This is a genomic window from Mesorhizobium sp. ISC11, assembly GCF_037162595.1.
In the GTDB taxonomy this organism is placed as follows: domain Bacteria; phylum Pseudomonadota; class Alphaproteobacteria; order Rhizobiales; family Rhizobiaceae; genus Mesorhizobium; species Mesorhizobium ciceri.
In genome coordinates this window covers 2,534,194-2,560,777 of sequence record NZ_JAVSPW010000001.1, presented here as the reverse complement: position 1 = coordinate 2,560,777, position 26,584 = coordinate 2,534,194, and the positions used below count along the sequence as shown (strand labels likewise).

The window sequence follows — 26,584 nt, the reverse complement described above, 5'->3', positions numbered from 1 at the left end:
CAGCAATCAACACGGAGTGGGCTTAACGACAATCCGTCGTCTCCTGCAGCTTGGGTCAGAAATTGAAGCGCAATCTGACATATGTGAATAGGTTTAATCACGTCAGCTCGACGAACTCGCTTTGATCGCCTTGGCGCTGGACTCGAAAGCCAGGGTGATTTCTGAGGGTGTCTATGTTCAGCTTAAGCTTGAATGGGAAAAGCGCTGGGTGGCTGGCCAACTGCCCAATTGACATGCCGTGTCCTTGGCTCAACAAGACACCACGCACAAGCAACCCAGCGATCTCCCCTGAAACCTGGATAGGCTTTCGTCCGCTTACGAGCGATCCCTTTTCCAAGCCGGGATGCAGCACCCCCCACTGAGCCATGGACTTGATCACATGCTGGATCGTGCGTTCCAGCGTGGAGCGATCTCCCCACGCCTCCGTCATGCGGCGCTTTATCTGCGATCGATTGCCTTGGGCATTCAGCGCCAGAAGCTTTCCGAGATTGGCGGCCACATCGAAAAAGAATGGATGTGTGGCGATCACCATCGACCAGTGGATCGCGAGGCGATCTTCGCTGCTCGCCTTTGCGAGGCACTTGAGAGCACGGTCTCGCAACGGTTCCACCTGCTCTGGCACCGTTAGCCAGATACGGGTCAGGACCGTAAGGGTCTTTCCACGGCCACTGCTATTGGTGTTACCCGGAACGAGGTCCTCCAGAAATTCCCAGAGGGCCTTCCGTATCTGTGTGGGAGGCTCGCCTCTGGAGACCCGCGCGGCGGCAATATCGAGCCATTCAATGTGGATCGTTCGATCGAAGCCAATCGTGGTCTTTCTTCCAGTGCTCATGCCGGTCTCGCCACCGTTATGAAAGGCACGATGACTTCCTCGATGCATATTCCGCCATGCGCCACCGTTCTTTTTCCTTCACCAATGAAGGCGCGCAGCGGTGGGGCTATCAATGCCAGATAGTCATCGGGTAACCCGATGCTCGGCCATTCGACAGAACCAGGATAGTTCGCCGAAACATTGGATCGTAGGAGAGCGTTTGAAAACACATGGACCCTTTCGCCTCGCTCATCGGCAGTTGCGCCAACATTAGGCTTTCCCATGCCGACGCCTTCCACGTTTCCATGATCAGCGGTGACAACAACTTCAAAGCCGCGATCAACCAGAGCGTCAAGAAGGCGCCAAAGCGAGCCCCTCTTGGCCCAATGGCGGACACCTGCATGCATGCCATCGGTGCCCGTGACAATGCCGTGCAACATCTGATCTATTGTTCCGACCACGATGCCTGCGATCCTGCAGCGCGGCTCGTCCAGCTTTCCGCAAATTCGAGCAATGAAGTTGTCGTCGTCTTCCAGAGTGCCCTGACAAGCATAAACGGCGTCGCCCCTACGCAGACCGCGATCTTCCCAGAAGCGAAACCAGTGCTGTTCTTCCTTCCGCGTCGTATCGAGACTTTGTCCAAAAAAGAAGGGAGGATCGCCCGCAAAGATCGATTGGCGCGACACTGATGTCAGAGTTGGCACCCATGCGAAGGCGGCGAATTCCTCTGTTATCCATTTCCGACGCGGCATTTCCTGGCGGACCACCGCCCACTGATCCATCGCCAGACCGTCAACGACAACGAGGGCCAACTTCGCCGTGGCACCCTTAGAGGAAACCCGATGGGCCATGTACTTTGGGATCTGATGAACCATGACCGGCCGTGGCAGGTACGAAAGGCTATGCAGGGAGGCGTAGTGCGTGTCCATCCACGCATAGAAGCTCTGCTCGATCTGTTTGTGTGCGGAGTTGAAGCGATCCTTGTCTTCGGAGGCCACATCTCCGGGCAGGGACCAACGCAACGCAACAATCTCGGCCCACCGAGCCGCGGCCCGAGCCCACTCATGATGATCGCTGCTCGGCGACGGACCGTTGGAGTGCAATAGCTCCACTAGCCTTCGGAAGCGCGATGTGTCGTCGGCGGACTGGGATCCCGCCACACCGACAGCCATCCAGGTTCCCTCGACGAGCGATCGAGAGAGTCTATTCGTCGGGGTTAGCAAGCCGTCTGTGAAAAGATTATCGACGTAGACCCGCACATCGTCGTGGTCGAAGGAGAGATGCTTGGGACCTGTGAACTGCAGATCGTAGAGTTCCGGCTTCTCGCGAAGTCCACCGTCTGGCGAGACCAAACGACCCTGCAAAAAGATTGGCCATCTCTCTTGCAGGAACTCCAGAAAGCTCGCGCGGCTAGGTAGAATCTGTTCGAGCGGCCAATCCTCCCATCGCCCGGTGGATCGCAGCAGATGGATCAACCGCTCGTCCAGTGACTTAGGAACTATCTTGCCGCTGTAGTGCCGCTGCAGAAGGGCGCGGAGTAGGTCTGTATCGCTTTGAATTTGTACGGGATCGAGTCGGAACACGTTTCGCAAAAGAAAATCACGTGTCGCGTTCTCGCCCATAGGCTCTGGCTTGAAAAGTTGATTGGCCGCAGACACGGCATTGAGCTCGCCCCGATCGAGCTCGGAAAGGACATGAGGGGCGAGCGAAGGGAAAAGCTCCGCGAGACTGAATGAAAGCAACCGCCGGTCACGCTCCGCATGCTGAAGCAGGTCAAAGGGAAGGCTACTCACGTCCGATCGCGCCGCTCGCAGAACGACGACCAGATTTGTGTCGTTGCCGTTGTCCCAAACCTCCCGAAAACGCCGCTCATAGGCGTATCGAAATGCGACGTGGTCCTCGAATGGCACGATCTCGAATCCGCGCTGGCGGATACCGTCAACGATACCCTGTTCCGTCAGCAGCTCGTCTGGGTCCGCCACGACGGTCAGACGCGCGACACTGGCGATGTCGAGGCTGAACTGCGCCAGAATGGGCTCGCGCCATGTGCCGTTGAGCGACGAGGTGCTCATGCACTGCCTCCAATCGGCGCCACGCGAACCATGAGGACGGCGGCGAGATCAGGGAGCGCGGCTTCCCGCGCTGCAAGCTCTCGGGTCCATGCTTGCTCTTCGTCCCCCAAAATCCGAAGGCGATGAGCCCGGACCTGGGGTAACCCGAGCCGCTCGATGGCACGGCGACGCGATGAGAATGCGTGTGTGCCCTTTTTGCGCTCACGCATAATTCTCATCTGATGAGTAGCGGTCAGTTCCTCAAACACCGCGGCACCCTGCGTTTCGGCAGCCTTGCGGCTGGCATCGAACGCATTTACCGCAGTGGAACCTGAGATCTCTTCACCCGCTTGGCTCAGGCCGTCGGGCAGGTCGATCAACAGTTCCCAGATTGTGCGAGCTGTCGGCCCAAATACGCGACCGTCCTCCGCCAGGAAAAGCGCAAGGTATCGCTGCTCTCGCCCACCAACCGTGTGCAGGCTGATCCGCCACAATGACCAGAGCCCGCTTGTCTTGTCGGAAACCTCGGGGACCTGGATATTGGCTATCGGCTGGCCGGGCGCGAAGACGGGCAAGCTATTTGTGAGTCCCCGGACCCTCTCGTCTTCAAGCGAAATCAGCGTGGCGCCTGGCAGATCCGCGTCATTGCGGCTGAACACGGCCCCGAGGCATGTTTCGCCATCCGGCCAGCGAAGGTCGTGCCCGATAGCGGCAGGCTTAATGAATGCGCCTGCTGACTCCTGGCTGCGCAGATAGGCGATGATCATCCGCTCGGTCCAATACGGCATCTGATGGTTTGCAATCTTCTTCGCCGCGGAAGGGTCCAATCGCTCGGTTGCGCTGAGTAGTCTGGATCCGGCTCGGGCTTCCTCCGCTCGCCGGCGTATCTCGTCCGCGACACCGGCGGCTCGCTGTTCTGCATCCTCGGGCGCAATCATCGCTAGCGCAAACAGAGCCTCGAAAGGCACGCCGCCGTCCTCGGAATCGAGTACATCGGCCAGCTTATCGACGCCAAACTCCTCGAGAATTCTTGCGAGCTTCTCTTCCAGCACCTCGCGAACGCGAAGCTCAACCGTATCCGCGAGTGCGAAGTTCATCGCCCGTACGATGTGTTTCTGCCCAATACGATCCACGCGGCCGATCCGCTGCTCGATCTTCATCGGGTTCCATGGAAGGTCGTAGTTCACAATCACGTGGCAGAATTGCAGGTTCAGACCCTCGCCGCCGGCATCGGTGGAGATCATGATCTGTGCGTCAGTCGCGAAGCGTCGTTGCGCTTGCCGCCGCTCCTCCAAGTCCATTGCGCCATTGAGCGACACAACCGTAAACCCGCGACGCTCAAGAAAATCGGCAAGCATCACCTGAGTCGGAACGAACTCCGTGAAGATCAGCACCTTCAGGGTCGGGTCATTCTCCTCGCGCTGTTGCTGCTGAATGCGTTCGAGCAGCGCTTTAGCCTTGACGTCCATACCACTGGCTTCGGAGCGGCGCGCTGCCGACAACAGGAGTTCGACTTCCTTGCGCTCGTCCTTGAGGCCCTTCAGGCGCGTCCTCAGAATAGTATCGAGCTGTTGCTGACCATCCAGCGCGAACCAGTCCTCCCCCACATCCTCGGGGAATAGGGAAAGCTGTCCCTGGGGCAGATCGAGCACCGCCAGTCTTCGTTCCAGGGATGTGCGGATCGCTGCGGTGCTGGAAGTGATCAAGCGCTGCATGAGGATCATCAGGAAGCCTACGGCGGTCTGCTTTTCCTTCATCGCGCGGTTGTAGCCATCGCGAACGTACTCGGTCACAGCGTCATAGAGTGCGCGCTGTTCCGTGTGCGCTGCCCCCCATTCGATCGGCACCAACTGCGTGAAACGCGGCCTGAAGAGTGGGTTCCCTTCGGCGTCGATAGCGCGGCGTTTCTCGGTACGGATGACGAAGGGGGCGACGGCTTCCCGCGAAATCGTGTCGTCGCCGGGGAGCGCGTCGGCATCGAGGAACCTGATCAACCTGCGAAAGGCGTCCGACTTTCCCTGATGCGGCGTTGCCGAAAGCAGCAGCAGGTATGGCGCCGCCTGCGAAAGGGCATCACCCAACTTGAAGCGGGCAACCTGCTCGGTGCTGCCGCCAATGCGATGGGCCTCGTCGATGATGATCAGGTCCCATCCGGCCGAGACCAGGTCTTCGAACCGTTCGCGATTGTAGCGGGCAAGCTGTTCCTGGCTCCAGCCGCGGCGGGAGTCGATCGGCTTCACCGAGTCGAGGGGACAGATGACCTGTTGGTGCATGCGCCACAGGTTTTCGTTCTCGTCTAACGCGCCGGCCTGACGGAGTGCGCTCAGGCTGCCGGGAAGGATCAGCCGGAAGTCCTCGTTGAAGTGGCTCTTCATTTCCGATTGCCACTGCAGCACCAATCCCGCAGGAGCGACCACAAGGATTCGCCGCACGAGCCCGCGTATCTTCAACTCACGTAGGATCAGGCCGGCCTCGATCGTCTTGCCGAGGCCCACCTCATCCGCCAACAGGTACCGGATGCGGTCGCCGGAGATGGCGCGCTGCAAAGCAAGCAGCTGGTGGGGCAGCGGGATGACCGTGCCTTCCAGCGGGGCGACCAAGGCGTCCCGTTCCAGAGAGTCGGCGATGCGCGCGGCGGCGCTGACATAGGAAAGGCGGTCGAGCAGATGGGATTCAGCAGATTTCAGCGGAGCGAGACGCCTCTGCAGCACCCGAACGGCCGCGTTCCGGCGAGGTAGCCAGACCAAACACGTAGCCTGTCCCCAAAGTGTGTCGGTATCGATTACGCGACAGGGTTCGTCATGGTCGATGCTCTGCCACCAGTCGCCCACTCGCATATATCACCTTAATCATCGCCGAGGCGCATGCTTGCGACGTCGTAATACATCAACAGCTTCTCGTCCTCTTGCAGGACGCTTTCCGGCAGCTTTGCTGCGACGCTAACGATTGTCTTGTAATCCTGCCCGTCGTAAGCGGCCTTGAAGCCGGCGCGCACCGCTTCGGTGCGGAACAGCTTCAGCTTGCGTTCCTTTGCCTGCTTGTAGGTCTCGAACTCCGTCAGCAGCGCCTTCTCGCGCAGCTTCTCCAGATCGCCCTGCTTGCCCGGATCGGGCACATACCAGCGATCCGCCGCCTTAGCTGTCAGTGCTGGATCATCCTTGGCGAGATTGCGAAGCTCTTTGAAGTTCGTGGACAGGTATGAATGGATCTGGCTCGGGACCGGTCCGTTGCCGTCGTAGTGAATACAGTTCTGCCGCAGGATTTCCTTGAGCTCGACCGTCTGCTCGTGTTTTGCCCAGTTCTGGATTTCGCGCATGAACGCCGGCTGAAGGTCCTGGAAGCTGCGCGGCTTATCCTGAAGTTCGCGGCGTACCCACTGAATGGCACTCGCTTCATCGATCACGAAGAGGCTCAGTTGGCGCAGCTCGGCAGCCGTGTTGCGCTTGCGATCGTACTCGGTCACCTGCGTGGCGAGAAAGTACATGCCGTCACGCTCGGGATAGCGCTGGTTCAAGCCACCCAGAAACGCAGCGGTCGAAAGCGGTACCGAGAGTTGACGTTGTACATGGAACGCGACCATGCGATCGTGAAGCACGTGCGCAGTGCGTTCGGCGATTACGTCGGCGACGCCTTCGACGCTGGAGAAAATTGGAACATGAGCAAGATGCTCTGCCACGAAGGCCCAAGCGGTTTCTGGCGACGACGTGCCTAGGGCAAATCGCTCAGCCAAAGCCTCGGTCGGCTTGTAAACGGATATGACGAGGTCCTGCTTGACTGCAGTGCTCGTGACTTGCCGATAGGAGCCTTGCTGCTTGTCGAGTGTCCTGACGTCCGCGACAACGAAGCCAGCGGTCCCCAGCGCTTCCTGTATCGCCCGCCAAACGGCATTTGCCGAATTGCTGAAGACGACCGTCATCCAGCGGCCAGGCTTGAGGACCCGCCCATATTCCTCAAAACAAGCTCGCATTAGAGCCTGATATTCCAAGATGCCCTTACCTTTGAATGAATCGACGATTGCTTCGGCATTCGCGTTCGTTATAACGCGATGCCAAGCTTCGATAAGAAAATTCAAATCAGCGTAGAATATATTTGACCCAAAAGGCGGGTCTGTAAAGATATAATCTACAGAATTGCTTTGCAAACGGAGAGTACTCGCAGTGCCAGTGCTCGTTATTGCGTTTGCCCCTGTAGCGCCCTGCTGAACGAACGCGGTGGTGATCCTCTTGGCCTTATTGCGATAGGCTGTGAACGGGGATGCCTCACTTATCATCGAAGAAACATAGTAGACGCCGCTCAGCGGATTGTATGGAAAACTTACCTCGGGCCGATACCTATTTTGGATCGAAAGATTGAGGATATGACTATCGACCCAAAACCGAAGGATCAGACTGAGGGACGGGTCCTTGAAGTCCCGCGCCTTACGCCAAAATAACGCGAGCGTGTGTGCAATCCGTGGTAAGAACAGGTGATGCACATATGTGAATCCCTTGGGTGCGATTCGCGACCCATGATACATCTCTTCGATAGGGAACGGGACAATAGGCAACTCTGCCGGAACTGGTAGAGCAGAAATTTTCTCAAGTACTTCAAGGTCTTTTGAGGTGGGCGCTTTTTCGTAATTTACTCTTCCAATGCTGTAATTTATGAATGATGGACGGAGCCTAACCTTTTTCGAGTACTGGTTTGTTGATGGGTCAAGAGCAGAGTCGAAAATGCGATCGAGCGATTCTTTTGACAACTCAGCCGAACAGTGAGGGCAAGGGAAATTACTGTGAACTTTTTTGGTGACCGGATCTAAAGCTTCTTTGACGAAATTTACCTCGCCGCCACAATGTGGGCAGCTGAATATCTCACTCCACACTGTAAAGTTGATAGTTCCCTTCGACTTCCCGTCTGTGTGAAGCGTCTCGTACATCCAGCCGACTTCTTGCTGAACCTCGGCAAGAATTTGCTCTGCCCCCTTCGAGAACGCTCTTACGTCGAATGGCAGTGTATAGTTCGCAGCGATGAAGGTGGCCGCCGGCCCAAGATCGTTTAGCACTGCCCGGCGAGCGCCCCATTTCGGCTTTGGCAGCCCCTGTTTCGACCAATCCGCCTCGAGTTGCTTGCGGTACCCCGCAGGCGCCGAACCGCACCATTGGGCGGCGACGCCAGTCATGCCCGATCCTGCGAAACCATCGAGTACAATATCGCCTGGCTCCGTATAGTGGAGGATCGACGGGACGATCGCGAGATGCGGCACCTTCGTGTGGTAGCCATGCGCCTTGTAGAGCGCATCGGTCTTCCCGACGCTCGTGTCGACCGCGAAGGGGTCGCGCTCATAGCGCTCCTTCGGATCGTAAGGTTTGCCGTACACGCGCACGAAGTCGACAAGGAAGGGATTGGGACAGGCGGTGTACCAAGGAGCATCCGACATCCGGATGATGTCGTCGTCGGTCCCCTTGGGAAATCCCGGCGTCTTGCGGAACTCAGGATCCGCCAGCTTCTCCCGTAGCCGATCAGTGAAATAGGCCCGGCGTTTGTCCTCACTGTCAAACGTCATTCCAAGACATTTGACCTTTCCTTTCTCCAAGGCCTGCTGCTCGACCGATCTGTCGACCAAGCGCAGTTGACCGGACTCTTCGATGAAGAGGTCACCAGGCTGTTTCGAGCGTCGCGTCATGAATTTTCTCTCCAATGGTCCGCAATGACATACCGCTCGCCGGACGCTTCAATCAGCGCCTGGACCACGAGGTGGCTGGTGGCGGTCTTCACTGCCTCGCGTGACAGACCAAGTGTTTCGCAAAGGATTTGGAGCGTCACGCCTTCCGGTTTCCTTGCAAGTTCAACTATCTTGACGTCGACTTGGGTGAGCTTGATACCTCTTCGAAGCCACTTCTCGTCATAGGCCTTTTCGACCGGTCGCCAATCGAGTCTCATTTCGAAGCTGTTCGATTCTCGATCAGACGAAATGGCCGGCGAGAGGCGGTGAGCCCCGCGCCACGCAGCGTGCAGCATTCGTAGCCCTGAGCCCGCAATCTCAGCAAATCCGACTAGGCGAAGTGCCCGAGCCACAAGCGGATTTCGCGCTTGGTGTGCGCCTCCTTCTTCAAGCCGTTCGACAGCAACCAGGGAGTGGCCCGCGTTGGACAACACAGTCTCTTCGGACCGAAGAATGATTCGAGCACATGTTCTCTGATCGGCGTAGTCCTGATGAATGAACAGGTTCATCAGAGCTTCCCGTATCGCGAGATAGTCCGGTGGCCCATCGGTCTGAGTTAAGCCCTCAAGAGTCAAACCCGCGCGGCTGAGATGTTTTGCAAGAAACTCAAGCGCCTGGCGGAGCGCGCCGAACAGATTCCCTTGATTAATGAGAAGTCGTTCGTCCCAGCGTTTGGTTGGGTCCGAGATGACTTGAAGATCCATGATGTCACGTCGAAGCTCCTCCCGTGTCGCTGCATCCGTCCCGAATAGCAGCACCAACTGACGGCGTTCGTGAGCATCGATGGATGTCCGGCCGTCGAGAAGGTGCTCACAAACAACCTCAGAGTGCGGATGCTCGGCACCCGGCTCAAGGCGGTTCACAAACCAGCTTATGGTGTCCGAGTCTAAGAGATGCCAAGGAATCAATCCTTCGCCACGGGCGCCTGTTTCCTCGATGAGGCGCCGTCGCTCTCCCCATTCGTGCGCAAGATGGCGGCCGTCTCGGAGTTGCACTCGCTCGCTCGCTCGGGTCAGCCCCGCGCATAGAGCTGCGACCTCTGCGGCACGCTCCGGTGTCCCAGCGGCTTCGTCACCTTCCACAGTCTTATAGCGGCAGCCTTGAGCTGCCACCCTGTCGAGGAACAGCAAGCGAGTGTTTGCCCGTTGCTGGACGAGTTCCCACACCAGAACGGGTGGCAGCCTAAGCACGATAGGCCCAACGGCAATGTAGGGAACTCCGGCATCATCCAAGGCTTCGGCAAGTTCGATTTCGTCGGGTGCTGGGTCAGCTGACTCCCCCATAAGCAGTAGCCTGCGGGCTCGGATGACGCGCTGCACGACTTGTTGCTCCTCGACTACGAAGAGCGGTAACGAAAGAAGGCCGTGGATGCCTGCCATCGCGTCAGTGAGCAGCGTGTCCGGCTTCCGATCATCAAGTATGGCCTGGGCCTGAGAACTGGTCATGGCTTGAAGCTGGTGACCTAGATCGTTGCGAAGGGCTAGCAGCGCTTCCAAGGCAGCGTAGGTGACGCCCACAACTTGCCCCTTCTTTGGCCGGAAGCCCGCGTGGAGGTATGGTGCCGCTGGGTGCGGAACCCCAACATTTGCGACTTGCTGCGACGCGGAGAGGAAGTGACCGAAGGACAGATTTCCATCGAGGGGCGATATATTGAGGTTGGCTCCGCCATCTCGCGCTGCAAACGAGGACAATGCTACCGCAGTGATATAGCGCGCCAGCACTTCCGCAGCCCGCAAGCACGCATCTAACCGTTCTGACAGTGAACGGGCCCGCAACACCCTACCGCAGGCAATGGCGACGGGTTGCGGGTAAACCAGTGATGCCCGTTTCAAGCTTGAAGAAACCGGGTCTATGATTCCATCGGACATTGGCTGCCCTATTCTATCACGATCCTGACCTTGGACGAATCCTTGCCCTTGGTCAGGTTGGCGATATAGCGGTCGAAGCGTTCCCGTAGGTCGCTGACCGTGCACGGCAGGCCGCCATCGGAGAGAGCAGCCTGCATCTCAGCGCTGCCGAGCACCACCTTTTGCAATCCGCTCAACACCTCCTGCAGGGCCTTCACGAAGGCTGGGTTTACAGGATCCGGCAACTGCTTACTGCCCAGGAATGCCTGTAGTTCGCTCTTTCCATCGGCATCGCTGACTAACTCGATGTTTCCAGATACGGTCGGGTCTTCGAGATTAGTACGCAGGGTTTCCGTCCAACCGCGCACGATACCGTCTAACACCTCATCAAGGTCGGACAGCGTTTTCTTTGCAGCTGCGCCGCCTGCAGGTTCTTCCGCGGGCCGGAAGCCGCAATGTGGGCACAATGGATCGCTTTCAAGGTCTGGACGACCGAGCTGGAAGCAGGTCTTCAGTGCAAACAGTCTGTTCTCGAAATCCCGCAGTTGCGGCGTTGGCATCATCTCGACGTTGGCGATCTTTTGAATCTGAGCCAAGCGGGGATCTTTGGCGAGGTTTGCCTTGCGTTTGTCATCGTTGACCCCGAGGCGGGAGCGCTCGTGCGCGGCCAGGTAGGCGTCCTGGTATTTGCTCTTCAGATCGCTCAGGGTCTGGGTCAAAAAGCGTTTGAAATCAGCTTCGGAGCGCTGTTTTGGATTTGCAATCCGCCCCATGAGATCAGCGCGCGCCGTTCGTACCATGTCCTGCCAGGGATGCGTCGAGTCGAGCAGCGCCTCTGCCTTGCCGAGGTAGGATGTCATTGGGTTGGACTGCTGAAGCAACGTGCCAAGCTCATCGACTTCGCGGGAGAGCCCAATCGCAGGCTTCTGTCCCAAGACCGCTGCAGAGTCATGTGGGAAGTTCTTGAGCTTGCCGGTGGTGTTGAACGGCTGGAGCGATTCAAGAAATCCCTTCAGACTGCCTAGCCGGTCTCTCCAGTCTTTCTGCTCCTGGTCGGACAGAATGGGACGGCCCCAGAAGATCAGGTCGGGAACGCGCGCGTGGGCGGCGACGACCTTGCCGAGAAGTTCGCCGGCGCGCTGCTGAATCTTGGCCACACCTTCATCCCGGTTCGCAGGATTGACGACAAGACCTTTTGGCACGTCCAACAGATCACACAGATCCTGGAGCGGCCCGAGTGGCAAATCGCGAGGCCTATCGATGTGCTTGAACTCAGTGACGTCGGCAATTCCGACCTTAGCGAACTGATCGATGTCGGCAGCGTCAATTTTTTTGCCGGTGAGACTGAGGACGATGTCGCCACTGTGAACCAGCGCAGCCAGAACCACGCTTAGAAACTCAGGCTCGATGCGAAATTTCGTCCAATAGTCGACACCCGCCTCCGAGGCTACCAGCTCAGATCGATTGAGAACTTGGCCTTGGCCCTTCTGGCTCAAGGTGTCGAGCACGTATTTTGCATAGCGTGAGTTACGCGGCTTGAGCGTCTCGCCGTCGAGCAATTCCAACGCATCGAGAATTGCGGTGCCTTGCTTACTCTTGACGCTGCCGGCGATCCACCGCAGTGCCTCTTGCGCGGCCTGATCGCGGTTTTGTCGCGTGACCAGAACACTAAAGAGCGGATATTCCGGGCTACGGTCCGCAAAGTGGGGTGCCAAGAGAGCAGAACCAGCGGTGTCGACATAATCCTTGACCGTCGCATCGGGAGGTAGCTTGCCGCGAACGACTTCCAACAGCGTCTTTGACCGCCCTTGATGCATAACTTCGACCGCCGTAGGCATATGTTCACGGAGCCAAGACGTAAGCGTCCGGAGGTGATCACCGGCCTTATCCTCGTAGGTCTTCTTGTTGCTGCCGGAGGCCGCAGCCGCCTGTTCACGAGCGCCGGCATAGAGGCGCAACGTACGGTCGAAGGTATCGTCGCGCTCCTTCAGTTTGAAGAAGACCTCGTCAGCCTTCTTCTCGTCCTTGAAATAGGGAGTATCGAACGGCTGCAGGAAATAGAGATAGAAATCGCGAACGGGCTGCGCGGTTGAGCGCTCGTTCGGAGCGCCGAAGAATAGGTACCCGCTTCTTCCAGCACGCCGTTCGCGCCACTCGATCTCATGTTCCCAGATGCGATAGCCGCTAACGTAGGGCGCAGCATCGGGGTCTTCGAGAACCACTCGACGCAGCGCATCGAAATAGTATCGATCCAGTTGCGTGTCGCTGAGTGTCTCTGCTCGCTTCTCGATAAGGGAGTCGAAATCGACATCCTTCTTCAGATCGAGGAAATATTGACCGTTCTCCTTGTTGAAGCTGAGAAACTGTCCACTCACCGTACGCAGCAGTTCCTTGAGTACCGTTTCGACAAGCGTACGGAGAAAGCCCGCGTCCTTTTCCGGAACAGGTAGCATCAGGCAGAGATCGTCTCTCAATTCCTCCGCGGTTGCTCCGATGGGCGCATATATATCTGACGTCGTCAGGCGGTGGACGGACAGTGCGTTCACAATGCGAATGGCGGCAGGCTTGTATTGTGGGCGGGTAAAAGCTTGCTCCACCCGAGCGCTTAGAACGCCGCTGCGATCGATGACTTCCTTGATGGCGGGATCGGATCGGAATGATGGATTATCGCGCAATACGCCCCAGTAGGAGTCGTAAGCGATTAGTCCTGTATCGTTTGTTGGAACATCGAGCCCGATGATCCGGCGAATTGCAGCGCTAAGCGTTTTCAAAATTTCACGCTTTTCGGCTACGAACACACGTTCGAATGTGTCGAGATAGGCTGGGTGTACCGGGAAAAGACGAACAAACTCCTCCATTCGTTCATTCATGGAGCCGTAGAGAGGCGCGAACTGTTTTAGGTGCTCCCGTATCAACGCCTGCTGTTTGGCATCCTTCTTGAGGATTCGCTCGGCCACGACGAAGGCAACGTCATCGCGAGCGATGCGGACCTGTTCGAAGCGATCCTTCACGCGCCGGAGGGTATCAGCGACGAACTGAAAGCGTGGGTTGTCGAACAGGCTCTCTTGCACGCCTGCGATGAAGCGGAAGCGGGAGCCTTTGCAGACCTCACCCAGCTCCCGGAGGAAAGAAAGGTCGAGGCTTAGCGCTTGGTCTGCGCGAGAGCGCAGATAATCTAGGAGCTCGTCGAGGACGAGGACAAGGCCGCGATCGGGGTGCTTGGCCTGAAACGCGGCCATCATTTCCTGTAAGGCGGACTTGTTTTCATGCCGATCGTCGGTTGACGGAAATTCGAAGGTGACTCCAAGCCGCGACAGGCCATCTTCCAAGACCGAGCATACAATGTCCCGCAGCGACATGGTGGTGGAACCGATCTCCGCCCGGATTACGCGGAACCGGCCGGCAACATCGGCGGCCTTTTCAGCGACATTTGGATTGGTCAGGCGGGAAGCGAGATCGCCGTGTTCGGCGATCGCCGAGATGACAGCCATGAGATGCGACTTGCCCGTACCGTAATTGCCAACGACGAGAATGCCCTTGTTGTCTGACGGCTTGCTGAACTGCAGTTGCGGAAATACGAGCTCGCCAAGCACGTCAGCCATTCGGTCAGAAATGACGAATGTTTCGACTAGACGGCGGGCGTCTACTGCAGAGTCCGCCTCCCGGAGTTGGACAACAGTTTCAATAGGCTCGAACTGGATCAGGTCTGAGTATTTCATTTCGTCTCCCGTCGAACCGCTCGAACGTCTTGCCGTTCAGTGTCGCCGGCCCTGACGATGACCGCTTGCGGCGCCGGATATCGCCGTGCTTCCGGATGGCCGGGAACCGCATATGTCAGAGTGGCACCTTCGAAGTCTCCCGGCCACGCTGCAACAATCGTGCGGTTTCGGGAGAGTGATTGAAGAAGCTTAAGCGGATCCTGCGCTAGCTCGATAGCGAAGAGCAGCTCGATATTGTCAAGCAGGACAACATTAGAATTCCTGGCGCTAGCTATGTCGTCAAGAATGCCTGCGGCTCGAACGGCTCGCTGCCGATGCGTCAGCCCGAGGAGTTGCTCCGCTAAAGAGAGATTGACATTTACCCGAGGCCACTTGTGCTTGGCGGCCAGCTCGGTGAGCGCGGCGGTCTTGCCGGCGCGTTCCGGCCCTACGGTCAAAATCAGTTTGTAGTAAGTGTCCGACGTCTTGGGCAGAACATCCTGGATCTGAGAGGCAAGTGATCTGGACACGTCAGGTCTGACCTTCGCCGCGCACGGCTTCTTTCTGCTGCTCGATCCGGCTGTCGAGATCTACACGCTTGAAGCGCCATTGGCCGCGCACTTTGAAGGCTGGTAGCTGGTTCTTTTGGGCCATTATGTACACAGTCTTCTCGGCACCTTTGGCAATCGACCCACTTCGGTGAGAGTTTGAATCTCGTCCGGCATGAGACCGCCCCTGTTGGATTGGACGTCAAGGGATGCCAGAGTTTGCCGGAGGACGCCAGACAAATTGCGCCACTCTGTGCGTTCGGCGGGAGTGCCGGTTTCCCCTGGAATGCCGCCGTTCATGTACATCTCATGCAGTAAGTGCGAACTCCGCCAATGAAATTCTGGACGTCCGAAAGAACCCAAGAAGGACGCTCGACCGAACAGGGGGTCCCTGGCTGCGAGTCTAGGGAACATGGAGGCGAATAGAGCCAACCGCCGTTTACAGCAGAACCGAATTATTCAATGGCTCAACGGGTCCCGTTTACAGCTGGAAACCCGAAAACCCGCAGAACTAAGGGGTTGGCTTTGGGCCTTCTAAGCCGATGGTCACAGGTTCGAATCCTGTCGGGATCGCCAAAGCCTTTCGGTCCGTTCCGGACACATAGGTTACGGTTTATACCGGAGACACGGGCTTTCAGAGAGCGGTATCAGGCCTCGTGCGCTCAGACCGCCGCCGCCAGAAGCAGCGTTACCCCCAGGACCGTCGACGCATAGATCGTCGCTAGGAGCACGATCGGCCGAGGATACTCGGTGGGTGTTGCGAGGCTGGTTATGTCGGGACCCCGAAATGTTTCGGTGCCGGGCGACGGGACGTCGGCGGCGGTGGCAGCGTTGTCATTGCAAGCGCGCACAGAAAGGCGCTGGATTATATCGGCGGCGATCAGAGGATCGTCCGCCACCAATTTCGACCAGTCCGAAACAATGCCGATTTCATGTTGTGACATCGCGCGCCTCCCATTTACGGCCTAACAGCGATGTCTAAATTATGTTCCACTAATAGTTTCGCGAGGCGGACCGCTCTTTGTCACTGCGGTCTTCTGATCGATGAAAACCACGCCCGCTGCCTCCAAGCCTCGACGGATGGCAGCCAGCTTGGCGGGACTGGGAATCCTTCGCCCGCTCTCAAAACTGCCAATCGTTCCTTCGCTGAGGCCGCACTTCGCGGCGAGTCGCACCTGCGACCACTTCAGGATCGCTCGTGCAGCTCTGCACTGCTGGGGTGTAAGGGGTTGGGTCCCTGAGACGGTGGCGCTTCGCTTGTTCACATCCTGACGGTCCTTCGCTTCGGTGGGACACGGCTTTGCACCAGGCCCGCCTTGTCCAGATCCACCGTGACCATTGTCCCGAGCGACACCGTGACCTTGTCGCCGTCGATCCGCGTAACGTCGCCGGATAATTCCATCTGCTGGCCCCTGGTCAGCCTGGTTGCCGGATCAATGACCGAATGCGGAAGACCGGGGATCGACACGCTGACGCGGTCCTTCGTGACGCGCTTCAGCACCGTCGCCATGACCGCCACCTCGTCGCCGACTTTATTGCCATGCTCTGATTCTGGGGCGGCATCTGCCGGCGTCAAGGATTAGCTGCGTCTGATATAGAAAAGTCCGCGGGCGTGGCTCGGCGCCAGCGTATTATTTCGTTACTCGGCCTTTTCGGAACCTTCCCGCGCACGGCGCGTTCGGCCCGCTGTATTCGCGGACCCTCATATAAAAGTGGACAGGCGGGAGGCAAACAAGGGTGGGGAGGAGTGTTGCCATGTCGAAGCGAGAAATAGGGATATCTTCGGCCCTCGATCGGCGCATTGCCGATCTCAGGGCCAGGATGCAGGACGCCCGGATCACGGAATACGAAATGAAGACCTTTCAAAAAGTGGCTTCAGCCATGGGAGGCGACGGAGGCTCCCTGCGTCTCGATGCCGACGACCTGATCGCGGCATCCTTTGTCGTCGATGCGCTGGGTGAACCGACGCTCAACTGACGACGGGCGATCTGGCTTCGCGCGCCGTTTTGCCCTTGCCCGGCCGGCAATTGGCCCACGCCTTCACACTTTGAAACAGGATGGCTGCTTTCCAGCGGCCGTCCTGTGGCGTCTGCCCAAGCGTCTGTCGCAAGTCATAGGCAGGGGCTGGTTGGCCGGTGGATTTGATTCCGCCGCCGACATCGAATTGGAGGGAAAGTCTTATCAATTTGTTTGGGTTGGTGCGTCATAGTAGCGACGGCTAACGGAGTGGACGCGATGAAGCTCGATCTGTCGCCGACGAGCTGGGGCAGGGTGATCGCTGTCACGGCAGTCGGTACGGCATTCTTCATTGCCGTGGCGTTCTTCGTCGATTCCTTCAATTTTCCCTATCTTTCGCCCGAGGCCGTGTGGCGGGCGCAGATGACCGACCTGATGCTGCCTTTGGTGCTGGGCGGCTCGTTTCTGTTTTTCCTGATGTGGAAGATTCGCCAGCTGGCCATCGCGCAGCGCGATCTCAGCGTCATCGCCGCGACCGACAGCCTGACGGCGGTGCTGAACCGTGGCGCCTTCTCGATGCTGGTCGAAGCCTATCTCGAGCAGACCCGCAAGCAGGAGCAGACCCGTTCGGGGGCGCTGCTGATCATCGACGCCGACCACTTCAAGTCGATCAATGACCGCCTGGGCCATGATTGCGGCGATCAGGCCCTCAAACTGATAGCGCAGGCGATCAAGGGGCAACTGCGTGGCAGCGATATCGTCGGCCGCATCGGCGGCGAAGAATTCGGCGTGTTTCTGCCCGGCGTGGATCCCTCGCAATCCTGGGTGGTTGCCGAAAGCATCCGCCGGCGTATCAGGGAGATGGAATTCTCACCCGGCGGCAGGCCTTGTCCGCTTTCCGTCAGCATCGGCGGCACAAGCTTTACCGGCCCGATCACCTATGAGGAAATTTTCTCCGCTGCCGACAGAAGGCTTTACACGGCCAAGTCGAACGGACGCGATCAAGTCAGCTTCGATCCGGCCGGAACGTCTCCGGCGCCTGCGCCCGGCGTCGCCACCGTGCATTGATGGCAGAAACTTGCAGAAGGCTGATCGGGAAGCTCTCGAAACAGACGCTCCTTCTATGTTTCCAAATGCTTATAATCAGCCGCAAGGAATCCGATCCTTACGGATAGCATGCCGGCTCGATGGGCCATGGACTGCAACCGCTTGCCGGTATACTCCCCCGCGTTGGCGATTTTCGTTGTCGGCAGAAACGGTTTTGACTCTGAGTTTCCAAGCGTTCCGGCCGACAGCGATCATGATTTTTGATGCTGGCGAACATATGCGGAAACGGTCAGGTAAACACAGCTATTATGATCCATTTGTTCAACGGCTTTCAGGACCCCTTCGGTGGCAGTGACCTTGAAGCTCTGGAACTGTACCGGTTGTTGAGTGTCGATTCCGAGGTGCATCTGTGGGCAACCTCCTCCAGCGTGTCCGGCGAGTTGATGCGGAATTTCCCGATTCGCCGCGTCTCGCTGTCGAAGTGGGATGTACCGAATGGCGGTACCTACGTCTTTCTCGGCTCTCATTGGCGCAACAAGATATGGCCTTACCTGATCCCGCGGCCGCGCCGGCTGATCTATGTCTTCAATACCTTTCACCCGAAAATCATCTCGCTGACGAGACGCATGCCCCGCATGCTGAACTGGCCCGACGCCGAACTGGTGCTGATTTCCGATTTTCAGAGACGGATGCTCCAAGTCGATGGCACCGTGCATCCGTCTCCGATCGATATCGAACGTTTTTCACCACGGCGTCTGGGTTCGGATCGTCCCTTCACCGTCGGACGCTTGAGCCGCGATGGGCCGGGCAAACATCATCCCGATGACATACCCCTCTACAAGACATTGCTGGCCGAAGGTACAGCCTTGCGGATACAGGGAGGGATAGGGCTCAAGGACAGCCTCATGCCGCATCCGCAACTCGAACTGTTCCCACCCGGCCAATTTTCCGCCGAAGAGTTTCTGCAGACGCTCGACGTGTTTTATTATCGCACCGGTTGGCATATGGAAACCTTCGGTCGCGTGGTGTTCGAGGCGATGGCCTGCGGGTTGCCCGTGGTCTGCCATTCATATGGCGGTTATTCCGACCATATCAGGCATGGCGAAAACGGTTTCTTGTTCGAAACGACGCAGCAGGCGGCGCGCATCCTGGCCGATCTCAAAGCCGACCCGGCGCTGCGGGCGGCAGTGGGCCTCAAGGCACGGCAGACCGTCGAGCAGACCTATTCTTCCCAAGCTGTGCGACAGAGGCTGGATTTCTACCTGCGTTAGCTGCACGTCATCCTTTGGGCCATGGGACATCCTTGGCGCAACAACATGCCCGCTGTCATCGATCTCGACATCGCGCTAAAGCAGGCACGCAAAGCGGACGAATGGGGCCGACAGCCAGCGGCGTGCCACAGACTGGGCAGGACTTCTTATCGATGACTTTGATGGGCGCGGCGGCACTGCTGATCCTGATCCTGACTTACGCCGGTGTCGCCATTGGCCGCATCCCCGGCCTGCGCCTCGACCGGGCAGGGATCGCGCTTCTCGGCGGGGCCGCGATGATCGCCATCGGCGCGCTCAGCATGGAGGATGCGTACCGGGCGATCAATTTCGATACCATCACGCTTCTGCTCGGCATGATGATTGTGGTGGCGCATTTAAAAGTGTCGGGCGCCTTTCGTGGCCTTGGCGCCGTCGCCATCGAGCACGCGCATGCGCCCTTCATGCTCTTGGTGATGGTGACGCTGCTGACCGGCGTGTTGTCCGCCTTCCTGGTCAACGACGCCATCTGTCTCGTCATGGCGCCGATCGTCGTCCACGTCACCCGTGTGATCAAGCGCAACCCGATCCCCTATCTGATCGCCACCGCCACCGCGTCGAATTGCGGCAGCGTCGCAACCATCACCGGCAATCCCCAAAACATGGTCATCGGTGCACTGTCGGGCATTTCCTATCCGGCCTTTTCGGCAGCGCTGGCTCCGGTCGCCCTGTTCGGCCTCGTCGCGGTCGTTGTCATCATCCGCATTGTCTTCCGGGCCGAATTCGCCCGCACCGTCCAACTGACGCCCGAGGTCTCGCGTGGCCGCATGCACAAGGGGCAGGTGCTGAAGGCGGTGGTGGTCTGCATCGGGCTGGCAATTGCCTTCTTCGCCGGCGTGCCCGTCGCCAAGGCAGCACTCATCGGCGGCGCCATCCTCTTGCTCACCCGGGCCATCAAGCCGGAGCGCATCTACCGCGAGATCGACGGTCCGCTGCTGTTCATGTTCGCCGGTCTGTTCGTTGTCGTCGCCGGCGCTGAAAAGACGCTTCTTTCGCCCGACATGATCGCTTCGCCCAGGAACCTCGGGCTGGACGACGTCTGGCGCTTGTCCGGCTTCACCGCGGTGCTTTCCAACATCATGAGCAATGTTCCGGCCGTGCTGGCGCTGCGGCCCTTCATACCCGGCCTCGAAAACCCCGAGCGCGCCTGGCTGGTCGTCGCCATGAGCTCGACGCTGGCCGGCAATTTCACGCTGCTGGGTTCGGTCGCCAACCTGATCGTCGCCGAACAGGCGCGGGCCGCCGGCACGACGCTGTCGTTCGGCGCTTTTTTCAAGGTCGGCTTGCCTTTGACGCTGATAACGCTGGCCGCCGGCACCGCATGGCTGGCTTTCGGTTTCTAATGCATGTCGCCCAAAAGTGGCCCCGGTTTTGGGCCAACGACATGCATAAAACCAAAGGCTTAAAGCGCGTCGCGCTTTAGACCTGACTGCCTGAAAGTCGCGCCCGCACCAGCGTCGCCGCGGCGCGTCCGGCCGCTTCGATGTAATCGGGGTTGCGGTGGATCAGCATGATCGAAAAGCAGCCGTCGATCAAAAGCACGATCTCGCGCCCCAGGGTTTGCGGCTCCGCGACGCCATGGTCCGACAGGGCGCCGGCCAGCCATGTTTCGAAATTCAGCTTGTGCCGCGCGCCCACCTTGACCGCCGGATGTCCGGGCATCGAGGCGAGTTCGGCGGCCGTGCGCAGGAAGCCGCATCCTTTCCATTTCGGGTGGCGAGCGGACCTCGCCAGATTGGTGAAGATCGCCTCGACCTTGCGATCCGCGCCGCCTTCGGCAGCCTCGAACCAGCCGGCCATCCGCTTCAGATTGGGTTGGTCGCGGCCGTCGAGATAGGCGGCGATCAGGTCGTCCTTGCTCTTGAAATGGTAGTAGAGCGTGCGCTTGGTGAGACCCGCTTCCTCGGCAACGGCATCGACGCTGACACGACCGATTCCTTCTGCATAGAAGAGCCTGGTCGCGGCATCGACAATGCGTTTGCGGGTAGGGCTCTGCGTGTCGGGCATAAGCCTATGTATACCGACTAGTGAATATACACAAGCGACAAAGGGCATAGTCTTCCTTCCATCAGCATGATGGAGAAGGAACAGCCAAATGACAGATCTTGTCCTTAGCGAAACCCGGGATGGGATTGCCATCCTCACCCTCAACCGGCCGGAGAAACTCAACGCGCTGAACTATGCCCTGATCGACCGCCTGCTTGCGGTCCTTGACGACATGGAAGTCGATGACGGCGTCCGAGCGGTCATTCTGACCGGAGCAGGGGAGCGGGCGTTTTCGGCGGGGGGCGACATTCACGAGTTCTCGGCCAGCGTGGCGCTTGGCGTCGGTGTCGCGATGCGGGATTTCGTCATGCGCGGGCAGCGGCTGACGGCGAGGCTGGAAGCCTACCGCAAGCCCATCATCGCCGCCGTCAACGGCATTGCCTTTGGTGGCGGCTGCGAAATCACCGAGGCCGTACCGCTCGCTATCGCCAGTGACCGCGCTTTGTTCGCCAAGCCGGAAATCAACCTCGCAATGCCGCCGACCTTTGGTGGAACCCAGCGCTTGCCGAGGCTCGCGGGGCGCAAGCGGGCGCTCGAACTGCTGTTGACCGGCGACTGGTTTGCGCCGCCGCGGGCGCTTGAACTGGGTCTCGTCAACGAGGTTGTGCCGCATGCCGAGTTGATGCCGGCGGCATTTGATCTGGCCAGGCGTATCCTGCGGCACTCCGATCTGGCGATTGCCGGCATCCTCACGGCAGTGGCGCGCGGCCTCAACCAGAGCATCGCCGAAGGTTTGCTGGTCGAGGCCGAGCAGTTTGCCCGCGTGGCCCCGACCGCTGATCTGCGCGAAGGGCTGAATGCCTGGATTGCACGCCGCGAGCCGGGCTATGACGGCTCGTGGACACATATCGCGCGTCCCGACGAGGCCAGGCGAGCCTGAAGCGGGTCGCTGGAATTCCTCAGGCGACCCGCTTCAGGTCTTTGTTTTTATGCGTGTCGTTCTCCCAAAACCGAGGTTACTTTTGGGCGACATGCACTCGTCGGAGCTGGATCAGGGCGCCACCACCAAACGGCCCTTCATGTTGGGGTGAAAGCGGCAGAAGTAGTCGACCGGTCCCGCCGTCTTCAAAGTCAGGCTTGCGGATTTCTTCGGCGGGATCATCACTTCCCAGCCGCCTTTCACGGTTGCCGTGTGGGCGAACACATCCTTGTTCACCCACTCGATCGTGTCGCCGACCTTTGCCTCGACGGTGGCCGGAGAGAACACCAGCCTGTCGATGGTGACCTGGATGGTTTCGGCTTGCGCCGGCACGATCCCGACGGCGAGCGTCAACGCAATCCACAGATGGTGGTTCTGCATGCTCCCGGTCCTTACTTGAGCATGCCGGCGACGTGTTCGGCGTGCTGCTCATGGCCCTGGAATATCTTCAAGCCGGTTTCCAGCAGGCTTTTCAGCTCGGCATTCTGCGCCGACGGGATCAAAAGGGTTTCGAGCGCGCCGTTGACCTGCTTGTGATAGGCGACCTCATTGTCGACATAGGCCTTGTCGAAGGCAGCGCCGTGGAGTTTGGCGAGCTTGGCCCGCTCCTCCGTCGCAGCTTTGGTCAGCGCCTTGCTGGTGGGGTTGTCTTCCGGGGTGACCTTGAGCTTCTTGACCAGGTCGAGCGCCTGAACATTTACAGCCTCGTGATCGCGGACCATATCCTTGGCGAAATCGACAACCTCCTTGTTCTTCGATTTGTCGATGGCCAGCTTGGCCGCTTCGATGTCGATGACCCCGGCCGTGTAGGCGATATGGGCGATCTGCGGATCGGTCGGCTTGTCGGCGGCTTGTGCGAACGGCGCGGTGCCGAGCAGCAGCAGGGCGGCGAGCGCAGCAGTGTGTCGGATAGACATGGCATCTCCTTCGCCGGGACGCTGAAATCGTCCCGGACAGTGTTTTTCGGTTGACGGTCATTGGATGCTGGTCAGCGGCAAACGTTCCCGCTGAAATGAACTGAAATCCGCTGAGGCTCAGCTTTCCAGCCCGAGCCGTCGCATCACGGCGCTGGTCAGTCGTTCGCAACGCCGGCCGGCGAAGGGGAAGGCGTCGAGCAGCACCGGCCCGATCTGGTCGTCCAGCGCCTTGCGGACAAGGGCGCGGGCGCGGTGCAGCCTTGTCTTGACGGTTTGCGGCCGCACGCCGGGGAGGTCGGCGGTCTCTTCGATGCTCAGCCCCTCGATCACCCGCGCCACGAACACCGTCCGGTAGACGTCGGGAAGGCTGTCGGTGGCCTGTTCGACCAGTTGGAGGATCTGCCGTTGCGCCATTGTCCGTTCCGGATCGTCGCTGGGATTGAGGGGAAACCGGATGATCTCGGCTTGCGGATTTTCCGGCAGCGCCACCGTTTTGCGTCTTTTGCGCAGCCGGCCGAGCGCCTCGTTGATGACGATGCGCGATAGCCATGTGGCGAGCGAGGAGTCGCCGCGAAACGCATCGAGATGGGCGAAGGCCTTGACGTATGCCTCCTGCACGATGTCCTCGGCCTCGCTGTCATTGCGCACGACGCCGCGCGCGATCCGGTAAAGCCGCTGATTGTGTGTCTTGATGATGGTGCGGAAGGCGTCGCCGTCGCGCGCCAGCGCGCGGTGCACAAGCTGCATCTCGCCTGGCACAGCGGAAGGCACGGCCGTCAACACAGCAGGCATGGCAAGTTTCCTCAACCCAATCTCCGAACCAGGATCTCGATTGGGAGATTGGACGCTGTCGCCGGCAAAAGGTTCCCGAAGATTTTCTGCCGGGTCCGGCGGCCGCTACACTACAGTGCGAGCGAAGGCTTGTCAGGCAGCCTGCAGGCGCGCCGTGGCCGCCAACAGATCGGTCTGGGTGATCAGCCCGAGAATCCGCTTGTCGTCGTCGACGATGATGACCGCATGGCTGCGGCCGTCGGTGAGGACGGGCAGCAGACCCATGGCGGCGACGCCGGCGGCGGCTGTTGCCGCGGGCGTTAAGACGGATCCAACCGTCCCCGAGGCCTGGGTGAGTTCGCGCAACCCCACCGTGCCTGCCAGCCTGGCTTCCGCATTGACGACCGGCAAGGTGCGGATGTTGTGGTCAAGCAGCAATTGGCGCGCCGCCTCGGTGGAGGTGTGAGCATCGACCGAGATCACATCGCGCGACATGATGTCCTCGCACAGAAGGGTCTTGTGCGCGCGCACCATCGCCTGCAATTCGACCTGCCGCAGCAGCCGGTCGAGATCGTTGCGATCGATATCGAACGTCTCGTCGAGTGCGCCAAGCGCGGCATCGATGTCTTCCGACCGAAAGCCCACGCGCAGCTGCGCCGGCAGATCGCCGGTGCCGTGGCTGTTTGCCGGCGCCGCAACCGGCACATGCGGATAATTGCGCCGGGCCAGCCTGTGGAAGCCGTAGCCGAGCGCCACCAGCAGGATCGAGTTCAGCGCCACCGGCACGAATGGAAACAGGAAGCCGGCGCTGATCACGGCAGGCCCTCCCAGCACCGCGGTCAGCGCGGCCGCTCCGCCCGGCGGATGCAGGCAGCGCGTGAACGACATGGCGGCGATGGCCAGTGCCACCGCGATGCCGCTGGCAAGGGCGGTTTCGTGGATGAAATGCGCCACGATCACGCCGACCAGTGCCGATATCGTGTTGCCGCCGATGATCGACCATGGCTGTGCCAGCGGACTGGCGGGCACGGCGAACAGCAGCACCGCCGACGCCCCCATCGGCGCCACCAGCAGCGGCACGTGCGGGCCGTTGCCGAGCACAAGGCTGGCGATCACACCGGTGAGTGCAATGCCGATCGTCGCGCCGATACAGGCGACGAGACGCTCGCGCAGCGTCGCGCCGGCAAGAATGGGAACAAAAAGGCGGAAAGCCATGGGGTCGAAAACTCTGCCGATATTCCAGGGGAAGTCGAAAATGTGCTGATCGCACCGCAATGACGCGGCATCGTTGAATTTGAAAGCCAAACTGATCCGGGAAACTGCAATTTGAGGGAATAGAATTCCGCTACGCAGCCGCCGCCGCGGTCAGGCCGCGCGAAATGTCGGCCTTCAGGTCGTCGACGTCCTCGAGGCCGATCTGCAGGCGGATCAATGGACCCTCATAGGGGGCCTTCGCGACAACGCGGTCGCCGAGCCAGACCGGCACGGCAAGGCTCTCATAGCCGCCCCAGGAATAGCCGAGGCCGAAGATTTGCAGCGCGTCGAGAAAGGCGTGCTGCTGCTTTTGTCCGCCGCCGGCAAGCACGATGGAAAAGATGCCGCTCGATCCGGAGAAGTCCCGCTTCCACAGTTCGTGGTCCGGGTGGCTGGGCAGGGCCGGGTGGAGCACGCGCGCCACGCCCTTCTGGCCTTCGAGCCAGGAGGCGATGGCAAGCGTGCTGCGCTGATGGTGTTCAAGGCGCACGCCCATGCTGCGCAGGCCGCGCAGCACCTGGTAGACGTCGTCGGGCCCGGCGCAGCAGCCAAGCGTGCAGAAGCTTTCATAAAGATGCGTCCAGCAGCTCTCATTGGCCGACACCGTGCCAAGCAGCACGTCGGAATGGCCGGCCGGGTATTTGGTCGCCGCATGGATCGAGATGTCGACACCGTGGTCGAGGGGGCGGAAATACAGTGGCGTCGCCCAGGTATTGTCCATCATGACGATGGCGCCCGCGGCGTGCGCCGCCTTGGCGATGGCTGGGATGTCCTGCACCTCGAAGGTGTTGGAGGCCGGTGATTCCGTGAACACCACCTTGGTGTTGGGCTTGATCAACGCCGCGATGCCGGCGCCGACATGGGGGGCGTAGTACTCGACCTCGACGCCCAGCCGCTTCAGCATCGTGTCGGCGAAGTTGCGGGTCGGATGATAGACGGTATCGACGATCAGCAGATGGTCGCCGGCCGACACGAAGGCGAGCAGCGGTACCGTCACCGCCGCAAGGCCCGACGGCACCAGGATCGTGCCTGCCGAACCTTCCAGCGCGTCTATGGCGTGGGCGAGCGCATCGGTCGTCGGCGTGCCGCGCGTGCCGTAAGTGTATTTCTGGGTGCGAGCCGCCATTGACGCCGCGTCGCGAAAAAGCACGGTCGAGGCATGCACCACCGGCGGATTGACGAAGCCGAAATAGTCGTGCGGATTGTTGCCCGAATGGGCAAGCCGCGTGTTGATGCCCATCCCGCCGCTAAAGTGCTCGCCGTCTTTCGCCATTCTGCGTCGCCTTGTTTGACAAGCCGCTAGCCATAGTGCGGCGGCATGGACCGTGCAACAGCCACCGTCCGCCAGGAGATGGACTTCGAATATGCCAATTCGTCGCGGCAAAAACAGCGATGCGGGGACAGGATATCAAAACGAAAAACCCGCCTGTGCGGCGGGTCATCGGCGCAAATCAGCACCATGGACGAAAATGTATCATAGCTGAGGGCAGGCTGTCAAGAAAAAATTCCTATCGCGAAAAGGCGGTCTTTGATTGACCTGCGTTCGGAGCCCTCATCTCCGCCGATCGGCTATTGTGGGCGGCTGCGGAAGGTATATGATTGTCGGCTAATATTAATCGCCGGATTGCTTCGATCAGATGCTGCCGGATGGTTGCTGCCGGTTGACCTCTGGTCCTCCACGATCCGGATCGCGCTCACCAAGCGTGAGCGC

At 59.5% G+C, this 26,584-nt stretch carries 22 protein-coding genes; 5 read left to right on the top strand and 17 right to left on the bottom strand.

What is annotated here, in order from left to right:
* Window positions 1-97 precede the first annotated feature (97 nt).
* The 11 genes from RPF88_RS12790 to RPF88_RS12740 all read right to left on the bottom strand — a co-directional run bounded on the left by RPF88_RS12790 (window position 98) and on the right by RPF88_RS12740 (window position 16,232).
* Window positions 98-832, bottom strand: a complete 735-nt coding sequence (locus tag RPF88_RS12790; protein WP_337122519.1) for a hypothetical protein — start codon at window positions 830-832, stop codon at window positions 98-100.
* Entirely contained in the window at window positions 829-2,883 is a 2,055-nt protein-coding gene (pglZ, locus tag RPF88_RS12785; RefSeq protein WP_337122518.1) for a BREX-3 system phosphatase PglZ, read from the bottom strand. The genes RPF88_RS12790 and pglZ overlap by 4 nt, the downstream gene beginning before the upstream one ends.
* A complete protein-coding gene (locus RPF88_RS12780) occupies window positions 2,880-5,573 on the bottom strand; it encodes a DEAD/DEAH box helicase (RefSeq protein WP_337122517.1) in 2,694 nt (897 codons plus the stop codon). Before RPF88_RS12780 ends, pglZ begins: the two co-directional genes overlap by 4 nt.
* 134 nt (window positions 5,574-5,707) lie before the next feature.
* Window positions 5,708-8,524: a DNA methyltransferase gene (locus RPF88_RS12775; protein WP_337122516.1), complete on the bottom strand. Its 2,817-nt coding sequence runs from the start codon at window positions 8,522-8,524 to the stop codon at window positions 5,708-5,710.
* Window positions 8,521-10,431: a hypothetical protein gene (locus tag RPF88_RS12770; RefSeq protein WP_337122515.1), complete on the bottom strand. Its 1,911-nt coding sequence runs from the start codon at window positions 10,429-10,431 to the stop codon at window positions 8,521-8,523. The genes RPF88_RS12775 and RPF88_RS12770 overlap by 4 nt, the downstream gene beginning before the upstream one ends.
* An 8-nt stretch (window positions 10,432-10,439) precedes the next feature.
* The gene (locus RPF88_RS12765) at window positions 10,440-14,129 is read right to left on the bottom strand and encodes a DUF6079 family protein (RefSeq protein ID WP_337122514.1); all 3,690 of its coding nucleotides are present in this window, start codon (window positions 14,127-14,129) and stop codon (window positions 10,440-10,442) included.
* On the bottom strand, window positions 14,126-14,638 hold the full coding sequence (gene brxF, locus RPF88_RS12760) for a BREX-3 system P-loop-containing protein BrxF (protein WP_337122513.1): 513 nt from the start codon (window positions 14,636-14,638) through the stop codon (window positions 14,126-14,128). Before brxF ends, RPF88_RS12765 begins: the two co-directional genes overlap by 4 nt.
* Before the next feature lies 1 nt (window position 14,639).
* Window positions 14,640-14,771 carry a helix-turn-helix domain-containing protein gene (locus RPF88_RS12755; RefSeq protein WP_442921277.1) on the bottom strand — a complete coding sequence of 44 codons (132 nt, stop codon included), beginning with the start codon at window positions 14,769-14,771 and terminating at the stop codon, window positions 14,640-14,642.
* A 547-nt stretch (window positions 14,772-15,318) separates the two neighbouring features.
* Window positions 15,319-15,600, bottom strand: coding sequence for a hypothetical protein (locus RPF88_RS12750; protein WP_013532439.1), 282 nt, complete (start codon window positions 15,598-15,600; stop codon window positions 15,319-15,321).
* Between the two features lie 39 nt (window positions 15,601-15,639).
* The gene (locus tag RPF88_RS12745) at window positions 15,640-15,921 is read right to left on the bottom strand and encodes a helix-turn-helix domain-containing protein (protein ID WP_013532438.1); all 282 of its coding nucleotides are present in this window, start codon (window positions 15,919-15,921) and stop codon (window positions 15,640-15,642) included.
* Window positions 15,918-16,232, bottom strand: coding sequence for a hypothetical protein (locus RPF88_RS12740; protein ID WP_337122511.1), 315 nt, complete (start codon window positions 16,230-16,232; stop codon window positions 15,918-15,920). The genes RPF88_RS12745 and RPF88_RS12740 overlap by 4 nt, the downstream gene beginning before the upstream one ends.
* A gap of 179 nt (window positions 16,233-16,411) precedes the next feature.
* Between RPF88_RS12740 and RPF88_RS12735 the strand changes: the two genes are divergently transcribed.
* The 4 genes from RPF88_RS12735 (at window position 16,412) to RPF88_RS12720 (ending at window position 20,309) form a co-directional block, all read left to right on the top strand.
* Window positions 16,412-16,633 carry a hypothetical protein gene (locus RPF88_RS12735; RefSeq protein ID WP_013532436.1) on the top strand — a complete coding sequence of 74 codons (222 nt, stop codon included), beginning with the start codon at window positions 16,412-16,414 and terminating at the stop codon, window positions 16,631-16,633.
* Window positions 16,634-16,891: 258 nt separating this feature from the next.
* Window positions 16,892-17,680, top strand: coding sequence for a GGDEF domain-containing protein (locus RPF88_RS12730; protein WP_013532435.1), 789 nt, complete (start codon window positions 16,892-16,894; stop codon window positions 17,678-17,680).
* A 287-nt stretch (window positions 17,681-17,967) separates the two neighbouring features.
* Window positions 17,968-18,930: a glycosyltransferase family 4 protein gene (locus RPF88_RS12725; RefSeq protein ID WP_013532434.1), complete on the top strand. Its 963-nt coding sequence runs from the start codon at window positions 17,968-17,970 to the stop codon at window positions 18,928-18,930.
* 152 nt (window positions 18,931-19,082) lie between these two features.
* Entirely contained in the window at window positions 19,083-20,309 is a 1,227-nt protein-coding gene (locus RPF88_RS12720) for an anion transporter (protein ID WP_337122510.1), read from the top strand.
* A gap of 76 nt (window positions 20,310-20,385) precedes the next feature.
* Here RPF88_RS12720 and RPF88_RS12715 read toward each other — a convergent pair whose 3' ends face one another.
* Complete coding sequence (locus tag RPF88_RS12715; protein WP_024505017.1) at window positions 20,386-20,973, bottom strand: TetR/AcrR family transcriptional regulator; 588 nt, start codon at window positions 20,971-20,973, stop codon at window positions 20,386-20,388.
* An 88-nt stretch (window positions 20,974-21,061) separates the two neighbouring features.
* Here RPF88_RS12715 and RPF88_RS12710 point away from each other — a divergent pair, with 88 nt between their 5' ends.
* Window positions 21,062-21,892 carry a crotonase/enoyl-CoA hydratase family protein gene (locus tag RPF88_RS12710; RefSeq protein WP_013532431.1) on the top strand — a complete coding sequence of 277 codons (831 nt, stop codon included), beginning with the start codon at window positions 21,062-21,064 and terminating at the stop codon, window positions 21,890-21,892.
* 111 nt (window positions 21,893-22,003) lie between these two features.
* Here RPF88_RS12710 and RPF88_RS12705 read toward each other — a convergent pair whose 3' ends face one another.
* From RPF88_RS12705 to RPF88_RS12685, 5 genes are all read right to left on the bottom strand, one after another.
* Window positions 22,004-22,312, bottom strand: a complete 309-nt coding sequence (locus RPF88_RS12705) for a cupredoxin domain-containing protein (protein WP_013532430.1) — start codon at window positions 22,310-22,312, stop codon at window positions 22,004-22,006.
* A gap of 11 nt (window positions 22,313-22,323) precedes the next feature.
* Window positions 22,324-22,848: a DUF4142 domain-containing protein gene (locus RPF88_RS12700; protein WP_013532429.1), complete on the bottom strand. Its 525-nt coding sequence runs from the start codon at window positions 22,846-22,848 to the stop codon at window positions 22,324-22,326.
* 117 nt (window positions 22,849-22,965) lie between these two features.
* A complete protein-coding gene (locus tag RPF88_RS12695) occupies window positions 22,966-23,640 on the bottom strand; it encodes an RNA polymerase sigma factor (RefSeq protein WP_337122509.1) in 675 nt (224 codons plus the stop codon).
* A gap of 132 nt (window positions 23,641-23,772) precedes the next feature.
* On the bottom strand, window positions 23,773-24,834 hold the full coding sequence (locus tag RPF88_RS12690) for an HPP family protein (protein ID WP_013532427.1): 1,062 nt from the start codon (window positions 24,832-24,834) through the stop codon (window positions 23,773-23,775).
* A gap of 130 nt (window positions 24,835-24,964) precedes the next feature.
* The gene (locus tag RPF88_RS12685; RefSeq protein WP_013532426.1) at window positions 24,965-26,146 is read right to left on the bottom strand and encodes a cystathionine beta-lyase; all 1,182 of its coding nucleotides are present in this window, start codon (window positions 26,144-26,146) and stop codon (window positions 24,965-24,967) included.
* Between the last annotated feature and the right edge of the window lie 438 nt (window positions 26,147-26,584).

What these genes read in the sequence shown, in the direction of transcription:
- RPF88_RS12725 (WP_013532434.1), top strand. Translation starts at nt 17,968, where the DNA reads ATGATCCATTTGTTCAACGGCTTTCAGGACCCCTTCGGTGGCAGTGAC.
- RPF88_RS12690 (WP_013532427.1), bottom strand. Translation starts at nt 24,834, where the DNA reads ATGGCTTTCCGCCTTTTTGTTCCCATTCTTGCCGGCGCGACGCTGCGC.
- RPF88_RS12695 (WP_337122509.1), bottom strand. Translation starts at nt 23,640, where the DNA reads ATGCCTGCTGTGTTGACGGCCGTGCCTTCCGCTGTGCCAGGCGAGATG.
- RPF88_RS12700 (WP_013532429.1), bottom strand. Translation starts at nt 22,848, where the DNA reads ATGTCTATCCGACACACTGCTGCGCTCGCCGCCCTGCTGCTGCTCGGC.
- RPF88_RS12765 (WP_337122514.1), bottom strand. Translation starts at nt 14,129, where the DNA reads ATGAAATACTCAGACCTGATCCAGTTCGAGCCTATTGAAACTGTTGTC.
- RPF88_RS12685 (WP_013532426.1), bottom strand. Translation starts at nt 26,146, where the DNA reads ATGGCGAAAGACGGCGAGCACTTTAGCGGCGGGATGGGCATCAACACG.
- RPF88_RS12790 (WP_337122519.1), bottom strand. Translation starts at nt 832, where the DNA reads ATGAGCACTGGAAGAAAGACCACGATTGGCTTCGATCGAACGATCCAC.
- RPF88_RS12715 (WP_024505017.1), bottom strand. Translation starts at nt 20,973, where the DNA reads ATGCCCGACACGCAGAGCCCTACCCGCAAACGCATTGTCGATGCCGCG.
- RPF88_RS12720 (WP_337122510.1), top strand. Translation starts at nt 19,083, where the DNA reads ATGACTTTGATGGGCGCGGCGGCACTGCTGATCCTGATCCTGACTTAC.
- RPF88_RS12730 (WP_013532435.1), top strand. Translation starts at nt 16,892, where the DNA reads ATGAAGCTCGATCTGTCGCCGACGAGCTGGGGCAGGGTGATCGCTGTC.
- RPF88_RS12770 (WP_337122515.1), bottom strand. Translation starts at nt 10,431, where the DNA reads ATGTCCGATGGAATCATAGACCCGGTTTCTTCAAGCTTGAAACGGGCA.
- RPF88_RS12750 (WP_013532439.1), bottom strand. Translation starts at nt 15,600, where the DNA reads ATGTCACAACATGAAATCGGCATTGTTTCGGACTGGTCGAAATTGGTG.
- RPF88_RS12705 (WP_013532430.1), bottom strand. Translation starts at nt 22,312, where the DNA reads ATGCAGAACCACCATCTGTGGATTGCGTTGACGCTCGCCGTCGGGATC.
- pglZ (WP_337122518.1), bottom strand. Translation starts at nt 2,883, where the DNA reads ATGAGCACCTCGTCGCTCAACGGCACATGGCGCGAGCCCATTCTGGCG.
- RPF88_RS12735 (WP_013532436.1), top strand. Translation starts at nt 16,412, where the DNA reads ATGTCGAAGCGAGAAATAGGGATATCTTCGGCCCTCGATCGGCGCATT.
- RPF88_RS12710 (WP_013532431.1), top strand. Translation starts at nt 21,062, where the DNA reads ATGACAGATCTTGTCCTTAGCGAAACCCGGGATGGGATTGCCATCCTC.
- RPF88_RS12775 (WP_337122516.1), bottom strand. Translation starts at nt 8,524, where the DNA reads ATGACGCGACGCTCGAAACAGCCTGGTGACCTCTTCATCGAAGAGTCC.